An 18,504-nucleotide genomic window follows, 5' to 3' on the forward strand; every position below is an offset into this window, starting at 1 on the left:
CACGCTCCGTTCAGTTAGTATGTTCTCTCTATCCAAACACGCTCATTGGATTGTGTCCACTTTCTATACTATCTTCATTATGAGCGGAATCAAGAGTTTATGATCACAATCCGGGAGTTATGAGCGGAAGCCGAAGTTTATGATCATAATCCGAGAGTTTGTGAGTGGAATCCAAAATTTATGAGAATTCATCAAGACCTGTTTCAGGTTACATTAATTTTACTTCAAGCATTGAAATATATGAACACAACTTTACCAACTTGCCTAGCGACCGGTTTAACATCCAATCGCATGGACTTCACTTGTAATCATACCGTTTCCCATGTACCATGAATCATGTAGAATGGAGGGGTGCCACATGAATCCTTGGGTAATGGTTTTGATTATCTTTGTGATTAATATTGTTTATGTAACTTTTTCTACCATGCGAATGATTTTAACGTTAAAAGGATATCGCTATTTTGCAGCCCTCGTTAGTATGTTTGAAGTGGTAGTCTATGTAGTGGGACTTGGGCTTGTATTAGACAGTCTTGATCAAATTCAAAACTTAGTTGCCTATGCACTCGGTTTTGGTTCGGGTGTAGTGGTTGGAACAAAAATTGAAGAGAAAATGGCACTTGGCTATATCACCGTTAACGTCATTACAGATGAGCTTAATAAAGAGCTGGCATCGACGTTACGCTCTAAAGGGTATGGTGTAACAGATTGGGCAGCACATGGTTTAGGGGGGAATCGTTCTGCTATGCAGATATTGACCCCACGTAAATATGAGCTCAAACTTTATACTACGATTGCCGAGCTTGATCCTAAAGCCTTTATCATCTCCTATGAACCGAAAACAATTCGAGGAGGATTCTGGGTCAAGTCTGTTAAAAGAGGGAAGTTATTTAAATGAGCCAACGTAAAACAGTATGGTTTCAAGTTGAAGAGCATGAGACGATTTCGGATTGTATAGAACGTATGAAAGCAGAAGGTTACATGCCTGCTGGACGTAAGGAAGAACCGTTATTTGAAGAACGTGATGGCAAGTACGTGCCGATCCGCCAGATGATCCAATTGAAAGGTGTCCTGGCAGATAGTGAATGATTGAGTTGAGGGTCCAAGGAGGAACTAGACGATGATTGAACGGTATACACGCCCTGAAATGGGAGCGATTTGGACAGATGAAAATAAATATAATGCGTGGTTGGAAGTTGAGATTTTAGCGAGTGAAGCGTGGGCTGAGCTTGGAGATGTTCCTAAAGAAGATGTAGAGAAAATCAGACAGAACGCAGGCTTTTCTGTGGATCGAATCCTTGAAATTGAAAAAGAAACACGCCATGATGTTGTAGCCTTCACTCGTTCCGTTTCTGAAACGCTTGGAGAGGAGCGCAAATGGGTCCATTATGGGCTTACTTCAACTGATGTTGTGGATACTGCGCTTTCGTATTTATTGCTTCAAGCTAACCAAATTTTACGGGCAGATCTCGTGAGATTCATCGATATTCTTGCTGAAAAGGCGAAAGCTCATAAATACACTGTAATGATGGGTCGTACACATGGTGTGCATGCAGAGCCGACAACATTTGGACTGAAACTCGCATTATGGCATGAAGAGATGAAGCGTAACCTGGAGCGATTCGACGCAGCAGCAGCATCAGTGCAAGCTGGTAAAATTTCTGGTGCAGTGGGTACCTATGCGAACGTAGATCCGTTTGTAGAACAGTATGTATGTGAGAAGTTAGGGCTGACTCCAGCACCTGTTTCTACACAAACGCTTCAGCGTGATCGTCATGCTCAATACCTTTCAACATTGGCATTAATTGCGACATCGATTGAAAAGTTTGCAGTTGAAGTACGCGGACTTCAGAAATCTGAAACTCGTGAAGTCGAGGAGTTCTTTGCCAAAGGACAAAAAGGTTCTTCGGCAATGCCTCACAAACGCAACCCAATTGGGTCTGAAAATATGGCGGGGCTATCACGTCTCATTAGAGGCTATATGATGACCGCTTATGAAAATGTACCGTTATGGCATGAGCGAGATATTTCTCATTCATCCGCAGAACGAGTGATCTTGCCGGATGCGACAATCGCACTGAATTATATGTTGAATCGTTTTGGAAATATCATGAAGAACTTGACGGTTTATCCTGAAAATATGAAGCGTAACATGGATCGTACACACGGCTTGATTTACTCACAACGTGTGTTGTTGTCTTTGATCGATAAAGGGATGTCTCGCGAATCGGCATACGATACGGTACAACCTTTGACTGCGCAGTCTTGGGATGAGCAATGTTCGTTTAAGGAGTTAGTCAAAGGCAACTCAACGATTACGAATCATTTAAGTGATGAAGAAATTGATGAGTGTTTTGACTACAACTATCATCTACAGAAGATTGACATGATCTTTAAGAGAATCGGATTAGCTTAATAGTGTTTAGAACAATGAAAAAGGTTCCGGCATACACGCCGGAACCTTTTTTTATTCTATTGCCCCTACCGATTTAAGCTGCATGTCCATTTTGACGTCGAATTCAAGCTCAGGGTATATTGCTTTCCAATTATCTAACGTATCCTTAGTATTTAGTCGACTAGATCGGTATTTTAAACCAAATCCGAATGGATCAACATTCTTTTCCTGGAGATCTACAAATAAGTTTTTCACTTGTTCTCCAAACTGTTCGCCTGATATTTTGCTGTAATGATCAAGCTCTTTAAGTTTTAATAACTTGTCTGATTCGCTAATAGCTCCGACAGCTTTTATCTTAACTTCTGCTCGAGGTTTTTGTCCGTCGTATTCATGAATTTTGATCTTCATCTTTACGTGGTCCAATGTGAGCATGAATTTGTAGCCGGCATTTTCAATTTTATAACCATAACCCCCTGCGCCATCGACGAGTGTGTTAAATAATTTTGTTTCGGTAGGTGTTAAGACATAGGGTTCGACCGTATTCTTTAAAACAATGGAGTTGGTAACCGTTAACTGGGTACCTGCTTCGTTTGCCTCAACAATAGGAAGCGCGGAACTTTTTCCTTTAGTATCGTAGTCCCTTCGGAATTCGAATAAGAAGGTCGTCGTGACAAAAGGGCTTTCCGTCCCTGTTTTGTCGAAGTAATTATAGAGTGAATTTTCTCCTGCTGCTTCAAGAGGTGGTTGAGCCTTTAGTACCTCTTCAGCGGTCGGTTTTGCCATTAGTACATATAAAACGAGTTGAAGATCACCACGTCGAACGAAGTAATCCATTAATGGAAATAAGTCACCTGACAGTAAGTCCTCATTCAACGCGAGAATTTTTGTTTGGCTGAAATCCATCACTTTATCTTCTCGCGTTTCTAAAAAACGGATGGCTTCAGCAACTGAATCACTCTCATGTACTAAAAGTTCATATTCATTTGCGGTTGAAGATTTTAAAGAAGCAATAGGTTTCGCAAGTTTTAACGTGACTCTAAACTTATTACCGTTCTCTTTCGCAGGATCAACTCCAATTCCGACGACGAATGCACGCTTGTCCACACCTTTATATGCACAACCAGAAATCGACGAAGTAAGAATGATTAAAAGAATGGAAAGAACAGCGACTTTCATCCATTTTGAACTCATTTAGATGCCCCTCTCTTAATCGCCATCATAGTTAGGAAGAAAACGGCTATAAATAGTGGGATTGTGTAGTAGTAATATCTTGTATATTGATAGAGCTCATATTGCGTGAGCAGTGCAGTTATCCACAAACCAATTAATAAAAAAACAGTGACAACTAGAAAAGGTGTGAAATTCTGTTGTTTGACTTGTAAAGCCTTCAGTCGGAAAATGCTTAGAATTAATTTGTAGGAGATGTGCCAATGAATGATGATACTGACAAAGGCTATCGTCACAAAAATAAACATGAAAATGAAAACTACACGTTCGATTAGTCCGAATTTCATGCGAACCGCATCCGCAGATGAAGTCCAAGGAAAGATGAGTTGACCTATTCGGTCGAATCCGGAAAGACCAATGGGAATGAAATACGATGTAACCAGCATAACTACCCCGAATAAAGTGATAGCACCTAGGGAGAGAAGGGATACCTTTTGTTTTTCCTTAAAGTATCGGTTAAAGATAATGAGATTGCTACAACCTAGAAACACAAAGATGGTTGCTACAATTGAGCCGTATTTAGGGACTTGGTTTATGTGCATGATTGCTAACCGGGCTTGGTCCCATTCCACCTCAGGAGCGGAATAGAGTTTGAAAAACATTAGCAAACCAACTGGAATCATGAGAATAAAAACAATTTCCAACGTAAACAAAACACTTTTAGACTTGAGCAATACGCCAAAGAAAACAGTAATTAGTATAGATAAGGTAATGATATAGATAGACATTTCTGGAGTTAGAAACGTAATGAGTAGAAAAACGGTCATGACGAGAGTGATAAGTCCAGCAATAAACCAAAAGATCGTGAAGTAAATCGTGATAGGTATACGAACCCACGAAGAGGTATACGTCTGTAATAAATCAATCAAGTCCATTCCTGGAAACTGTGCGAAAAATTTCACGGTGATATACGTAAACAGCACTCCAGCTAGCGTTCCAATGATCATAGAACCGATTGCACCATCTGCGGATTGTACCAATAAAATACGTGGGATGGGCGTCGTGATAATTGCCATCATGTTTGTGAAAATTAAGAAATACAAGAAACGACTCACTCGCTATTCACCATCTTTTCACTCCGCTTTCCGCGCCAACCGATTCTTAAATAAGGTTCACCAAAACTATCCATGTTCGTAAGGTGGACAATGAGTAAAAGTAACCCTGATATTAGTCCAATTAAGCCAAACAATGTTGTGAAAAGGATTATAAGTAATCTCACTATTCTGACTGCGAATCCGAGTTCATTCATTGGAATAACAAATGTAGAAATCGCAACAATCGCGATGATCATGATGAGAACATTGGAGGCGAGCGAGGCCTCTGTTGCAGCGGTTCCTAAAATTAAGCCACCAACTGTCGTAGCAGCAGCGTTTATGGATCTAGGAAGCCGCACACTGGCCTCTGTAAGTAGTTCTACAAAGAATAGCATGATGATGACTTCTATAAAGGAGGGATAGGGGACGCCAATCCGACTTCCTGCCATGGTCAGGGTTAGTTCGGAACTTAGTACTTCAGGTGAATACGCAGTGAATGCAACATACAAACTGGGTAGTAGTAAACAATTGAGCAATCCGAACCAACCGAGTAATGTGTTGTACAGGGATATCACATAAGTATGGTAGTTTTCTTCCATTGAAACCATGAAATCGAAAAAGATAACAGGTAATACAATTGCATAAGGAGAATTGTCAACGAGTAATATGATTTTCCCGCCAGTTAGGTTATAGACGATTCGATCGGGCCGTTCCGTAAGAATTGAAGTTGGAAATAGGGTGAAGCGTCTGCTAGTTAGACGAACGGCAAGTTCACCTGCAGATTGAATGAGAGGTTCGTCCAAACCATCCAATTTCTCTTTAACTCGACGTAATACATCCACGTTCACCTCTTTTTCATCATAAAGAAGGGCGATTGACATATTGCTTTTATCATTTAATTGATGGGTTTCAACATAGAGGTTTGGCTGATGGTAATGTTGCCTGACGATGCTAACATTCGTTTCTAAATCTTCACTGAGTGAGAGTTGGGGACCGTGAATGGTTGTTTCAGAAATTGTAGGTCCTTGTAATGTATTTCCCAACTTTCTTATTTCGAGAATACTGTAGGTGGAATCCGCATAGACGAGTACAAACCCTGAAGTGAGCATGATAAGTAGTTCATCCGGTTGAGGAGGATCCAATCGATTGGGAAGACCTTGTATGTAAGCACCGAATTTTCGTTCATCGTCCAGCTCATAAAAGGGTTTAATGATTGATTGTTGCAAAGTTAAGCCATCCACAACAGTTTTCATATAGAGGAGATGGACGTGCGCGTCATCGAGTGTAAGGGGAACGTGCAAGACATCAAAAGAGGATGGCAGTGCTTCAGATATTGATTTCATGAACGGCGGCATCTCCGGCTTCTTGCTTTCTGTCATCCCAATCCACTCCTTTTCGGTCACGCATATAGTGTGCTTAGCCTAACCGAAAACGAAGTATTTTATTCGCGATGAATGCTTGGGATGTGAACGTTGGAGTCGTTAAAATAAGGCGATTCATGGGTACAAAGTGTTAAAGGGGTTCATAAAAGTATGGGAAGTGATTATGACTCTGTGAAAGTGCTCATAAACCTTGGGAAGTGCTCATAAACCATGAAAAGTGATCATAAAAGCTGGAAAGTGCTCATAAACCATGAAAAGTGATCATAAAAGCTGGGAAGTGCTCATAAACCATGAAAAGTGATCATAAAAGCTAGGAAATGCTCATAAACCCTGAGAAGTGATCATAAACCCTGAAAAGTGCTCATAAAAGCTTGAAAGTGATCATACCCTCACGAAAGTACTCTTAAATTCCAAATCTGTCCCCACCTCAATCCGCCACACACATCCAGCCACTAAAAAATGTCGTCTGGAAAAATTGAGTGATGTGGCCAAACCCAGCTTCCCGCAACAGCCCTTCTATCTCATCGCAAGAAATAAATGACAACGCACGCACCGTATTCTCCATCTCCAAAACTTGTGTTTCTGACAACGAAGATCGGTCAATCCAACTTTGCCGCCACAGCCCGAATAATTCATCGAATGATGGATCATTTCGATCACCAGCCATAGACGCAATCACAAACGGTGCGCCGGGCTTCAGCCTTAACCGAATCTCCCGAAGTAACGTCAATTTTTCCTCGACGCTTTCAATAAAATTCAACACAAGCAAACAGGACGCAGCGTCAAATAAGTTCTCTACAGACACATCCCGTGCACTCCCCACGACAAAATCCGAGCGGTCCGTTCCAAATCGTCCTTCCACTTTCGCACGCGCTTCGTTCAGCATCGGTTCGGATGGATCCACCGCAGTAAACGCCCAAGTAGGATTGTGCTCTGCAAACTCCAGTAATTCATTCCCACCACCTGCACCAATCACCAGAACTTCGGCATTCTCTCCAGCACGTATCCGAAGAGCCGTATTCGAAAGCCGGACGAGCCCATCATAGGTCGGCAGTGTCCTGCGGATCCCTCTATCGTATTCTGTTGCTGTGTCGGCATCGAATGTTAATCGTTCTGTCAATGAAATCACACTCCTAAAAATTCTCTTCACTAAAATTTCGCTGCGGACACCGTCAGTTCCTTCATTCACTATCTATTCACACTTTCCAAGCTATGGTAGGATAAATGTAGCAAAAGATGATAAAGGAGACGATCTCAATGTGGAACGCGGAAGAAATCGCTTCGCAACTTGCCGTCATTGACGGAAAAGAAGCACCGGATTTAATCATCACGAATGCCACGTATTTACATTCTGTTTTAAAACAATGGAAAACAGGTACGATTTGGATCAAGCACGGTCGCATTCTCTATACAGGTGAGCGCATGCCAGCAATGACAGAAGGTGCTGAACTGATCGATGCAACAGGCAAATGGATTGTCCCGGGATACATAGAACCACACGTGCATCCATTTCAATTATATAACCCGGAAACGTTCGCTCAATTTGCTGCGCAACAAGGGACGACAACGTTTTTATCGGACAACTTAATGCTGCTCATGTCGATTGACCAACAGCACGCCTTCACGTTACTCGACCAATTGAAAGAATTGCCGTTTTCATTCTACTGGTGGGCACGCATGGATTCACAAACGAATTTACAGAACGAAGCTGAAGTTTTTGCCCCAGAAAAAGTCGCTGAATGGCTGAAGCGTGACGACGTCCTTATGGGGGGCGAGTTAACAGGGTGGCCGAGGTTATTAAAAGGCGATCCTGTCATGACAGCGTCGCTCCAAAAAGCGAAGCAGCTCGGTAAAAAAGTCGAAGGACATTTTCCAGGCGCATCTGAACGCACACTTGCCCGCATGCGGCTCCTTGGTGTGAATGGGGACCATGAATCGATGACAGCGGATGAGGTGGAAACGCGGTTGCTGCAAGGGTATGCCGTGACACTCCGAGAATCTTCTATTCGCCCTGACTTGAAACCGTTGCTCGAAGGCATTCTCGAAAAAGGGCTCAATGTATTCGACCATCTTATGATGACGACGGACGGTTCTCCGCCGCTATTTCACGAGGATGGTGTGATGGATAAATGCATTCGTATTGCACTAGAAGTCGGAGTTGATCCAATTGATGCGTACCAAATGGCATCATATAACATCGCAAGGTACTATGATATCGATGAATTACATAGTGTAATAGCACCGGGACGTTTTGCAACACTGAACTTTTTATCCGACATTCACGAACCGAACCCGACAGACGTGTTATCTAAAGGGATTTGGTTGAAGCGTGATGGACAAGCGTGTATCAAATTCAACAAAGCAGAGTGGTCAGTATTCCCGGATTTTGCACCCGATTTCGATCTCACGTTAGAAGATTTAACTGCAACAGAACCAGTCGGCATCGATATGCTAAATGATGTCATCACGAAGCCCTATGAGACAACTGTCGATTTGTCCGCTGAGCAATTGGAAGGTAATCATGATGAGTCGTTCCTCGCGCTCATTGACCGCGATGGGAAGTGGCGGGTAAATACGATCATTAAAGGATTCGCGCGCTCCGTGCAAGGTCTCGCTTCTTCCTATTCCAACACGGGAGACATTATTTTAATCGGGAAAGACAAGAACGAAATGCTTCGGGCGTTCGGTCATCTGAAAAAACTAGGCGGAGGAATTGTCCTCTCTGAAAATGATGGGATTCTATGCGAATTGCCACTATCAATAGGCGGCAGTCTGTCCGATCAACCTATTGAAACGTTGCGCGAACAAGAACGTGTATTCAAGCAAGAATTACGAGACAGAGGGTACGAAAAAGGGGATGCTGTTTACAGTTTACTTTTCCTACAGTCCACCCATTTGCCATATGTACGGATAACACAGTTTGGCGTTTCAGATGTAATGAGAAATAAGGTTTTGATACCCATGACAGAACGATAGGAGAGCCACTATGAATGTAACGAAAGTACTTTTTACGGCATTACTCGTCGGACAGGTTTTACTCGTTGGCTGTTCAAAGGATAAAGAAGAGCTGCCACAAACAGAAGTCGAAGCAGGAGAGTCAGGAGAGACAGTGGAGACCAGCGCACAACCAACTGCACCGTTTTCGGGAATGGCAGTGGAATCGGCAGATCTACGGCCAATTCTTGCGACTGTCAATAATCACCCGCTTGCTCGTCCGCAATCCGGGTTAAGTCAGGCGGATGTCGTTTATGAAGTGTTTGCAGAAGGGAATATCACCCGGCTGCTTGCGCTCTATCAAAGTCAAATTCCTGAGGAAATCGGACCGATTCGAAGCGCACGTGATTATTTCATCGAAATTGCAGATGGTTTGGATGCTTTCTATATTGCGCATGGTTATAGTCCTGATGCACACGCGTTATTGACTGCAGGAATGGTAGACAACATCAATGGAATGCAGTATGACGGAACTTATTTCGTTCGCTCCAAAGAGCGTAAAGCGCCACATAACTCATACATTTCAACAGAGCATATCGAACAAGCCATGGAGGATTTATCGATTGACACTGAAATCCGGGAAGTACCAGCGCTTTCGTTCCATCCAGACGCTGATAGTGCTAAACTAGGAGAGATTGCATCGACAATTGTTGTCGGTCACCCAGACCCGAATTTCACAAGTACGTATACATTTGACGCAGAAACTAAAACGTATGAGCGTTCCGTTAATGGAATCATTACGACAGACAAAGGCGACGACAAAAAGGTAACACCTACGAATATCGTCGTCATGGAAGCCCCTTATACAACCATTGACGCAGAAGGAAGACAATCGTTGGATTTAACAAAAGGCGGACCTGCTATTTTGTTTCAGAATGGCGTCGCGCTTACACTCGAATGGAAACAAATCGATGGCGTGATTACACCTGTACAGAACGGGGTACCTGCAAAATTAGTACCAGGTCAGACGTGGTTCCATATCGTTCATGAACAAGCGATTGGCAACACGACGACTTATACCCCTTAAGGACGGAGGTAGTTTCTTATGTTAGAAAAAATAAAAGGCGAACAGACCGATCAGTTGTTTCGCGCAATATTAGAGTTAAAGGATTTGGATGAATGCTATGCGTTCTTTGATGATCTATGTACAATTGGAGAAGTTCAATCTCTTGCACAACGACTTGACGTGGCAGTTATGCTGAAAAAAAAGCACACTTATGACAAAATTCAAAGTGAAACAGGTGCGAGTACCGCAACCATCTCCAGAATTCGTCGATGCGTCGATTACGGCACAGGCGGATACAACTTGATTGTCGATCGTTTGAACGAAAAAAAAGAGTCGCCATCTGAAGATAACTAGCTTTATAAACCGGTAACAGCTACAGGCTGTCCGGTTTTTTCATTTGTATGAGTGTCAACGAGAACCAGAGCGTATTTTTTGCTATACTGTAAGGAACGTAATTACGAAAAAGCAGGTGACTGAAAATGGATGTTCGAACTTGGCGTCATGCCTTTAAATTAGATCCCGCAAAAGAAATTTCAGACGAGGCGCTTGAGCAACTCGCAGAATCGGGAACCGATGGATTGATCATCGGGGGAACCGACAATATCACTTTGGAAGGCGTACTTGATTTACTTTCACGATTGCGTCGCTACGCAGTGCCACTTGCACTCGAAGTTTCTGACGTAGATGCTGTTACATTTGGTTTTGACTATTACTTCATCCCAACTGTATTGAATGCGAAAGACGTGAAGTGGATGAACGGCATCCATCTCGAAGCATTGAAGGAATTCGGTCATATGATGAAATGGGAAGAGGTTGCAACAGAAGGCTACTGTATTATGAACCCGGATTGTAAAGCAGCTCAATTGACCGGTGCAACCGAAATGCCTACACAAGACGATGTCGTCGGATACGCGCGGATGGCGGAGCATTTATTCAAGCTACCGATTTTTTACTTGGAATATAGCGGAACGTACGGAGATCCGAAAATCGTCAGTGCCGCTGCATCTGTGTTGGATGAAACCAGACTTGTCTATGGCGGTGGTATCCGCACTGCAGAACAAGCAGCTGAAATGGCGGCAATTGCCCATACAGTCGTGATTGGCAACGTCATTTATGATGATTTGAAGAAAGCACTTGCAACAGTGGATGCGGTAAAAGGAGTTACCAGTCCAAAGTGATTTCGTGTATACTTGAAGAACAAACGTTCCTAAAAGGCGGTTATAGATTATGAAAGAACTCGCACAAGACTTACTGACGGGGATGAACCCTGAACAGGCACAAGCCGTAAAGAAAACAGAAGGTCCTTTGCTCATTATGGCGGGCGCAGGATCCGGTAAAACACGCGTACTTACTCACCGGATTGCCTATCTGGTCATTGAAAAAAACGTTTATCCATCTAAAATTCTTGCGATTACCTTTACAAACAAAGCATCTCGAGAAATGCGGAACCGAATCGATGGGTTACTCGGCGAAGGATCAGGTGATCGGATGTGGGTATCCACATTCCACTCGATGTGCGTGCGGATTTTGCGTCGCAACATCGACCGGATCGGCTTTTCCAAAACCTTCTCCATTTTGGACTCCTCAGATCAGCTATCTGCCATTAAATCAGTCCTGAAAGAACAAAATCTAGACCCAAAGCAGTATGATCCACGGACGTTACTCAACATTATCAGCTCTGCGAAAAACGAATGCATCGATGCAAAAGAATATCGGGCAGGTGTGAACGAATCGAATCCATACGACCGGGTTATCGCAGACGTTTTCGATGGCTATACGAAAAAACTGCGTAAAAATCAGTCTCTCGATTTCGACGATTTGATCATGCTGACATTGAGATTATTCGAGCAAGTTCCAGATGTGCTCGAGTTCTATCAAGACAAGTTCCAGTACATCCATGTCGATGAATATCAGGATACCAACCACGCGCAATATCGACTCGTTCAAATGTTGGCGGAGAAATTCCGCAATATTTGTGTGGTGGGTGATTCCGATCAGTCGATCTACAAATGGCGTGGCGCTGATATCGGCAACATTTTGTCGTTTGAAAAAGATTATAAAGATGCTGAAGTCATTTTACTGGAACAGAACTATCGCTCAACCCAAAACATTTTACAAGCAGCAAATGACGTCATTAAAAACAATGAAAGCCGTTACGATAAACGACTTCGGACAGAGAACGATCAAGGCGATTCTATCACCGTTTATAAAGCGACCGACGAAAAAGATGAGTCCCAATACGTTGTCCGCAAAATCATTGAGTTGCAGCAAGAACAAGGCTATTCACTCGATCAGTTCGCCGTCCTGTACCGGACGAATGCACAATCTCGGATGATCGAGGAATACTTAGTGAAATCGAATTTGGAATATACAATTGTCGGCGGCACGAAGTTCTATGATCGCAAAGAAATCAAGGATTTGCTTGCATACTTGCGACTGATCGCAAATAATGACGATGACCTCGCACTTGCACGAATCATTAACGAACCGAAACGTAGTATTGGCGCAACGTCGTTTGAACGTATGGCGCGATTCGCGATTGAAAACGACCGATCCATTTTCGATGCGATGCAAGAATTGGACTTCATGGGTCTGACAAAAAAAGCAGCAGTAGAGTCGGCAAAGTTTCGCGACCTGATTCAAAACTTCACGCAGATGCAAGAGTTTTTGTCTGTCAAAGAACTGACCGAGCAAGTGTTGGATAAAACCGGATACCGGGCGATGCTTGAACGCGAAAAAACGATTGAATCGGAAAGCCGCCTCGAGAACATCGATGAGTTTTTATCCGTCACAGAAGCATTTGAAAAACGTGCAGAAGATGACGAAGGCGACAAATCACTCGTAGCATTCTTGACGGATCTGGCACTCATTGCAGATATCGACTCTCTCGACAAAGAAGAGAACCAATCGACAGAAAAAATCGTCTTAATGACGACGCACTCTGCAAAGGGACTTGAGTTCCCAGTCGTATTTGTAATCGGTATGGAAGAGAATATTTTCCCGCATGCCCGTTCGATTGGAAATGACGAGGAAATGGAAGAAGAACGACGTCTTGCGTACGTAGCAATTACGCGGGCAGAACAAAAATTATTCATGTCTTCAGCCTCGAGCAGAATGTTGTACGGTAAATTCAGTTACAACAATCCATCTCGTTTTATTAGCGAAATCTCTGATGAAGTGATCGAACTAGAGAACGCTTCTGGCGGTTTCTCTGTCGGTGGATCGCGCTTTGACGAACCAAAGCGCCCTGCTGTGAAAAAGCCTGTCTACGAAACGACGGGTGGGGAAAAGCTAGGATGGTCAGCAGGTGACAAAGCCGCTCACAAAAAATGGGGTACAGGTACAGTCGTTAGTGTCAAAGGTTCAGCGGATGATGTTGAACTCGACATCGCATTCCCGGAAGTCGGCATTAAACGATTGCTTGCGAAATTTGCACCGATTGAAAAAGTGTAAGAGGAGGAACGCAATGTGAGCGATATTAACGAGCTCGAACAACGCGTGTTGGAATTGAATAAGCTACTCACCGAGTATGGACGAGCGTATTATGTGCTTGACAAACCGGTTGTTTCTGACGCGGAGTACGACAAACTGATGCAAGAACTGCTGGCGATTGAGGCGGAGAATCCAGATTTGATCTACCCGGATTCACCTACACAGCGAGTAGGCGGAAGTGTGCTTGAAGGCTTTACGAAAGTCGAACACGACTATCCGATGCTCAGTTTGTCGAATGTGTTTAACGAAGAAGACATTCGCGAATTTGACCGCCGAGTCCGAGATGCGGTCGGTAATAAGGTATCTTATATTTGTGAATTGAAAATTGATGGACTTGCGGTTTCATTGAAATATGAAAACGGTCGATTTGTTCAAGGATCTACTCGTGGTGACGGATCCGTCGGAGAAGATATCACGGCAAACTTGAAAACAATTCGATCCATTCCACTCAAACTAAGCGAGCCGATCAAAATCGAAGTGCGCGGCGAAGCCTATATGCCGAAAAAGTCTTTTGTTCGTCTTAACGAAGCCCGTGACGAATCAGGCGATGAACCATTTGCGAATCCGCGAAATGCGGCTGCTGGTTCGTTGCGTCAACTTGATCCAAAGATTGCTGGGAGCCGGAATCTCGCAGTCTTTTTATACGGAATTGGTGGAGATGGTGAAGCGTATGGGCAGGCCACACACTCAGAAGCACTCGACTATCTCGACAACCTTGACCTTGTGACGAACCATGAACGCAAGCGATGCAAATCGATTGAAGAAGTCATCGAATACGTTAACAGCTGGGGAGACAAACGCTCCAATCTTGATTATGAAATTGACGGCATTGTCATTAAAGTCGACAGTTTCGAAGACCAGGAACAGCTGGGCTATACAGCGAAAAGTCCCCGTTGGGCAACTGCTTACAAGTTTCCTGCAGAAGAAGTCGTGACCAAACTGCTCGACATCGAACTGAGTGTCGGTCGAACAGGGACAGTTACACCGACTGCGATTTTGGAGCCTGTTCGTGTTGCAGGAACGACAGTCGGGCGAGCTTCGCTTCATAACGAAGACTTGATCCATGAAAAAGATATTCGAATTGGTGATTACGTAACGATTCGAAAAGCAGGCGATATCATTCCGGAAGTCATAGGGCCACTTGTTGATAAGCGGACGGGCGGTGAAGAGCCGTTTGACATGCCGGAAAATTGTCCGGTTTGCGATTCGGAACTCGTACGCATTGAAGGAGAAGTCGCGTTACGTTGCGTGAATCCTCAATGTCCAGCTCAGTTAAAAGAGGCGCTTATTCACTTTGTCTCGCGTAATGCGATGAACATAGAGGGAATTGGGGAACGCGTTGTCGATCAGCTTTACACTGCAGAGCTCGTCAAAGATTTTTCGGATCTTTACGGATTAACAGAAGACCAGCTGCTTGAGCTTGAACGGATGGGGGAGAAATCAGCATCCAATCTCGTATCGGCGATTGCTGCTTCAAAAGAGAACTCATTAGAAAAACTTCTATTCGGATTTGGTATTCGACATGTCGGAGAAAAAGCAGCGACTTTACTTTCGCGTGAATTTGGCTCATTAGATGTACTGATGGATGCAGACCAGGAACAGTTGCTTGCAATCCATGAAATTGGAGAAAAAGTGACCGATTCGATTGAAACATACTTTTCCAATGAAGACGTTCTCGAAGTCATTCAAAAGTTGAAAGACTACGGCGTCAACATGCAATACAAAGGACGCACGCAGCTAGAAATCCCTGACGAGGGTCCGTTCGTTGGTAAAAAAGTTGTCTTAACAGGAAAGCTATCGATTTTGACTCGAGGCGAAGCAAAAGAGAAGATTGAAGCGCTTGGCGGTGAAGTGAGCGGGAGTGTCAGCAAAAAGACTGACCTCGTGATTGCAGGAGAAGACGCAGGATCTAAGCTTGCGAAAGCGGAAGAGCTCGGCATTGACGTATGGGACGAAGCGAAGCTCATTGAAGTGCTGGAAGTAAAGGAGTAAACAATTAGATGAAAAGGTTATTCACAATACCGGTAATCGCTTCTGTTCTGTTCCTTGGCGGGTGTATCCCGTCAATCGGACCGGAAGATGATGAAGTCATTCAAGAAAACGAAGACGTTGAACAAGAGACCGTACTCATTCCTGAAGTACAGCTGAATGAGCAATATTACCGAACGTTACTCCCGTTTAAAAAGAGTGCGAGTCGAGGATTAATTGTTAATCAAGTATATAGTAAGTATGATATTGGCGAGGTTGAGGAGGGGCTCCTTCGATTATCGGCAAAAAAGTTCGATCCAAAAGATCACTTTTTCCAAGAAGGACAATTCATCGATGAGAAAACTGCAATTCGTTGGCTATCGAGAAGCTCGAAGTTTGACGAAGGACTGAACCCGCCCATAAACGATAAGATGTCCCCTCAAGACATTAGTGAGAAAGCGCCTGTCTATCTGGCGCATATCGTTGAGCAAAACTACTACGTGAAAACGGGCGATAAAAAAGTGGGTCTAGCGGGCATTTCAATTGGTCTTGCCATGAACTCCGTGTTCTACCAGCGAGATGCGTCTGAAAAAAATATTCCAGACAAGACGATTCAACAACAAGGGATTAAAATGGCAGAAACCATCGTTAAGCGGATGCGCAAAATCGATGGCGTCGGTGATGTACCGATTACGATTGGTCTATACAAACAGGAACCGCGCAGCTCAATCGTTCCTGGGACGTACTTCGCGACCACAGTTGTTGATAAAGGCAAAGATGCACCATCCGGCTGGAAAGAAGTGAACGAGGATTTCGTCCTACTTCCCGCGTCATCGAACAACAATAATTATCGCGATGCGAATCTGACGTTTGAAAAATTGAAGGAAGACGTGAACGATTATTTCCCTGGATTTGTTAGTATTGTAGGAACAGCATTTTACAGCGATAACAATCTTAAATCGCTTAAAATTAATGTCCCAATCCAGTTCTATGGGAAAAATGAAATCGTTGCGTTGACACAATATATGACATCGCTAGTGTTGAAATATTATCCAGATATTGAAGTCGAAGTGAGCATTACATCTAATAACGGCCCTGAGTCATTAATTATGAAAAAGCCGGGTGAAAAGGAACCAACTGTACACATCTACTCATATTGAGAATAGGAACTTTTCATCATCTGCCTGAGGTGTTATGATTAATCGTATTGTACAAAAGCCAGGAGGAGAGACTATGTCCAATTTTACTAAAGAGGATATCCAGTATTATGCGAATTTCGCACGGATTGATATGCCAGACGCGGAAGCGGAGAAGTTCGCGACTCGTTTGGACACACTGCTCGAGTTTTCAGATCGACTAAAAGAACTCGATACGACTGATGTGGAACCGATGACGCATCCGCTAGCAATTGTGAATGTGTTGCGCGAAGACACACCGGAAGACATTCTCGATCGTGATGAGATGCTGAAGAGTGTAGAAGATCACGAAGATGGTCTTATTAAAGTACCGAACATCCTAGATTGACCTGTATAGAGGAGGAATTGACTTATGGTAGTAAACAAAACTGCGTCTGAACTTCAGTCTCTTTTACATAGTCGTGAACTATCGGTTAAAGAACTAACTGAAGCTACACTGCAAACTATTGAAGAAAAAGATAAAACCATTCAGGCCTTCCTAACTGTGACTGGACCAGAAGCCATTGCTGCTGCCGAACAGTTGGACAACCTTCCTGATGACAAACGTGGTAGCCTATTCGGCATGCCGATTGGTATTAAAGACAACATTATTACAAAAGGCATCAAAACAACATGTGCGAGTAAAATGTTGGAAAACTTCGTTCCTGTCTATGAAGGGACAGCTACAGAACGTGTGAAAGATAGCGGGATGGTAGTTGTCGGAAAGCTCAACATGGACGAGTTCGCAATGGGCTCAACAACAGAGCACTCTGCGTTCCAAATCACACGTAATCCTTGGAACTTGGACCGAGTACCGGGTGGATCTTCAGGCGGTTCTGCAGCGGCAGTCGCTGCTGGAGAAGTTCTATTCTCCCTTGGATCAGATACAGGTGGATCAGTACGTCAGCCAGCGGCATTTTGTGGCGTAGTGGGTATGAAACCAACATACGGTCGTGTATCACGTTCTGGTCTTGTTGCATTCGGATCATCTTTGGACCAAATCGGGCCAATTACGACAACGGTTGAAGACAACGCAATGTTGCTTAGCGCAATCGCGGGTGCTGACTATCGTGATGCATCAGCATCTGAAAAGCCGGTTCCGGAATTCCGTAACTCATTAACGGGAGACATTAAAGGCTTGAAAATAGCCGTGCCAGCTCGTTATTTAGGTGAAGGTGTCGATCCAGAAGTACGTGAAGCTGTTAAAAAGGCGATTGGAGTACTTGAATCTCTTGGAGCGCATGTTGATGAAGTAGACTTACACTACTCTCGTTATGCTGCACCGACATACTACGTGATTTCATCTGCAGAAGCATCATCGAACCTTGCTCGTTTTGACGGTATTCGCTACGGTTACCACCCAGCAGATGCTAAAAACTTGAACGAGATCTATTTGCGTTCACGTTCTGAAGGCTTCGGCGAAGAAGTTCGTAAACGTGTCCTGTACGGAACATATGCACTTAGTGCCGGTCATCATGAAGACTTGTACGAGCGTGCACAAAAAGTACGTACATTGATCGCTCAAGATTTCCAAAACGTCTTTAAACAATACGATGTCATCGTTGGACCAACTAGTGCAACGAACGCATACAAACTTGGCGAGACAATCAAAGATCCGCTTACGCTGTACGCAAACGACTTACTGACTACACCTGTAAACCTTGCTGGTATTCCAGCAATCTCGGTTCCGTGTGGCTTTGCAGAAGGCTTACCAGTCGGCTTGCAAATCATCGGAAACCATTTCGAAGAAGCGATGCTCTATAAAGTGGCGCATGCATATGAGCAAGCGACAGAATTCCACAAACAGACACCGCCTGCTCGGGAGGGGAACTGA

Annotated in this window: 16 protein-coding genes; 12 read left to right on the top strand and 4 right to left on the bottom strand. The window is 43.8% G+C overall.

What is annotated here, in order from left to right; genetic code table 11:
- Window positions 1-358: 358 nt before the first annotated feature.
- The 3 genes from ACR65F_RS06370 to purB are packed head-to-tail and all read left to right on the top strand — an operon-like array spanning window position 359 to window position 2,413.
- On the top strand, window positions 359-895 hold the full coding sequence (locus ACR65F_RS06370) for a DUF2179 domain-containing protein (protein WP_039044031.1): 537 nt from the start codon (window positions 359-361) through the stop codon (window positions 893-895).
- Entirely contained in the window at window positions 892-1,086 is a 195-nt protein-coding gene (locus ACR65F_RS06375) for an NETI motif-containing protein (RefSeq protein WP_039044030.1), read from the top strand. Before ACR65F_RS06370 ends, ACR65F_RS06375 begins: the two co-directional genes overlap by 4 nt.
- 31 nt (window positions 1,087-1,117) lie before the next feature.
- Window positions 1,118-2,413 carry an adenylosuccinate lyase gene (gene purB, locus ACR65F_RS06380; protein WP_039044029.1) on the top strand — a complete coding sequence of 432 codons (1,296 nt, stop codon included), beginning with the start codon at window positions 1,118-1,120 and terminating at the stop codon, window positions 2,411-2,413.
- A 51-nt stretch (window positions 2,414-2,464) separates the two neighbouring features.
- Here purB and ACR65F_RS06385 read toward each other — a convergent pair whose 3' ends face one another.
- The 4 genes from ACR65F_RS06385 to ACR65F_RS06400 form a co-directional block, all read right to left on the bottom strand.
- Window positions 2,465-3,583 (bottom strand): Ger(x)C family spore germination protein, encoded by a 1,119-nt coding sequence (locus tag ACR65F_RS06385; RefSeq protein ID WP_440503697.1) that lies wholly within the window; start codon window positions 3,581-3,583, stop codon window positions 2,465-2,467.
- Window positions 3,580-4,674, bottom strand: coding sequence for a GerAB/ArcD/ProY family transporter (locus tag ACR65F_RS06390; protein ID WP_052245987.1), 1,095 nt, complete (start codon window positions 4,672-4,674; stop codon window positions 3,580-3,582). The genes ACR65F_RS06385 and ACR65F_RS06390 overlap by 4 nt, the downstream gene beginning before the upstream one ends.
- Window positions 4,671-6,032, bottom strand: coding sequence for a spore germination protein (locus ACR65F_RS06395; protein ID WP_052245986.1), 1,362 nt, complete (start codon window positions 6,030-6,032; stop codon window positions 4,671-4,673). The genes ACR65F_RS06390 and ACR65F_RS06395 overlap by 4 nt, the downstream gene beginning before the upstream one ends.
- A 430-nt stretch (window positions 6,033-6,462) precedes the next feature.
- On the bottom strand, window positions 6,463-7,155 hold the full coding sequence (locus ACR65F_RS06400) for a class I SAM-dependent methyltransferase (RefSeq protein WP_440503698.1): 693 nt from the start codon (window positions 7,153-7,155) through the stop codon (window positions 6,463-6,465).
- Between the two features lie 137 nt (window positions 7,156-7,292).
- Between ACR65F_RS06400 and ACR65F_RS06405 the strand changes: the two genes are divergently transcribed.
- From ACR65F_RS06405 to gatA, 9 genes are all read left to right on the top strand, one after another.
- A complete protein-coding gene (locus tag ACR65F_RS06405) occupies window positions 7,293-9,011 on the top strand; it encodes an adenine deaminase C-terminal domain-containing protein (protein WP_440503699.1) in 1,719 nt (572 codons plus the stop codon).
- A gap of 10 nt (window positions 9,012-9,021) precedes the next feature.
- A complete protein-coding gene (locus tag ACR65F_RS06410) occupies window positions 9,022-10,056 on the top strand; it encodes a DUF3048 domain-containing protein (protein WP_440503700.1) in 1,035 nt (344 codons plus the stop codon).
- An 18-nt stretch (window positions 10,057-10,074) separates the two neighbouring features.
- Entirely contained in the window at window positions 10,075-10,389 is a 315-nt protein-coding gene (locus ACR65F_RS06415) for a YerC/YecD family TrpR-related protein (protein ID WP_039044024.1), read from the top strand.
- Window positions 10,390-10,514: 125 nt separating this feature from the next.
- A complete protein-coding gene (pcrB, locus tag ACR65F_RS06420; protein ID WP_039044023.1) occupies window positions 10,515-11,213 on the top strand; it encodes a heptaprenylglyceryl phosphate synthase in 699 nt (232 codons plus the stop codon).
- 49 nt (window positions 11,214-11,262) lie between these two features.
- Window positions 11,263-13,488 carry a DNA helicase PcrA gene (pcrA, locus tag ACR65F_RS06425; protein WP_440503701.1) on the top strand — a complete coding sequence of 742 codons (2,226 nt, stop codon included), beginning with the start codon at window positions 11,263-11,265 and terminating at the stop codon, window positions 13,486-13,488.
- A 24-nt stretch (window positions 13,489-13,512) separates the two neighbouring features.
- Window positions 13,513-15,519 (top strand): NAD-dependent DNA ligase LigA, encoded by a 2,007-nt coding sequence (ligA, locus tag ACR65F_RS06430; protein WP_440503865.1) that lies wholly within the window; start codon window positions 13,513-13,515, stop codon window positions 15,517-15,519.
- 8 nt (window positions 15,520-15,527) lie between these two features.
- Window positions 15,528-16,655, top strand: a complete 1,128-nt coding sequence (locus ACR65F_RS06435; RefSeq protein ID WP_039044021.1) for a CamS family sex pheromone protein — start codon at window positions 15,528-15,530, stop codon at window positions 16,653-16,655.
- 73 nt (window positions 16,656-16,728) lie between these two features.
- Window positions 16,729-17,019 carry an Asp-tRNA(Asn)/Glu-tRNA(Gln) amidotransferase subunit GatC gene (gatC, locus tag ACR65F_RS06440; RefSeq protein WP_039044020.1) on the top strand — a complete coding sequence of 97 codons (291 nt, stop codon included), beginning with the start codon at window positions 16,729-16,731 and terminating at the stop codon, window positions 17,017-17,019.
- A 24-nt stretch (window positions 17,020-17,043) separates the two neighbouring features.
- The gene (gene gatA / locus ACR65F_RS06445; protein WP_440503702.1) at window positions 17,044-18,504 is read left to right on the top strand and encodes an Asp-tRNA(Asn)/Glu-tRNA(Gln) amidotransferase subunit GatA; all 1,461 of its coding nucleotides are present in this window, start codon (window positions 17,044-17,046) and stop codon (window positions 18,502-18,504) included.

It is taken from the genome of Sporosarcina sp. SAFN-010, assembly GCF_059415065.1.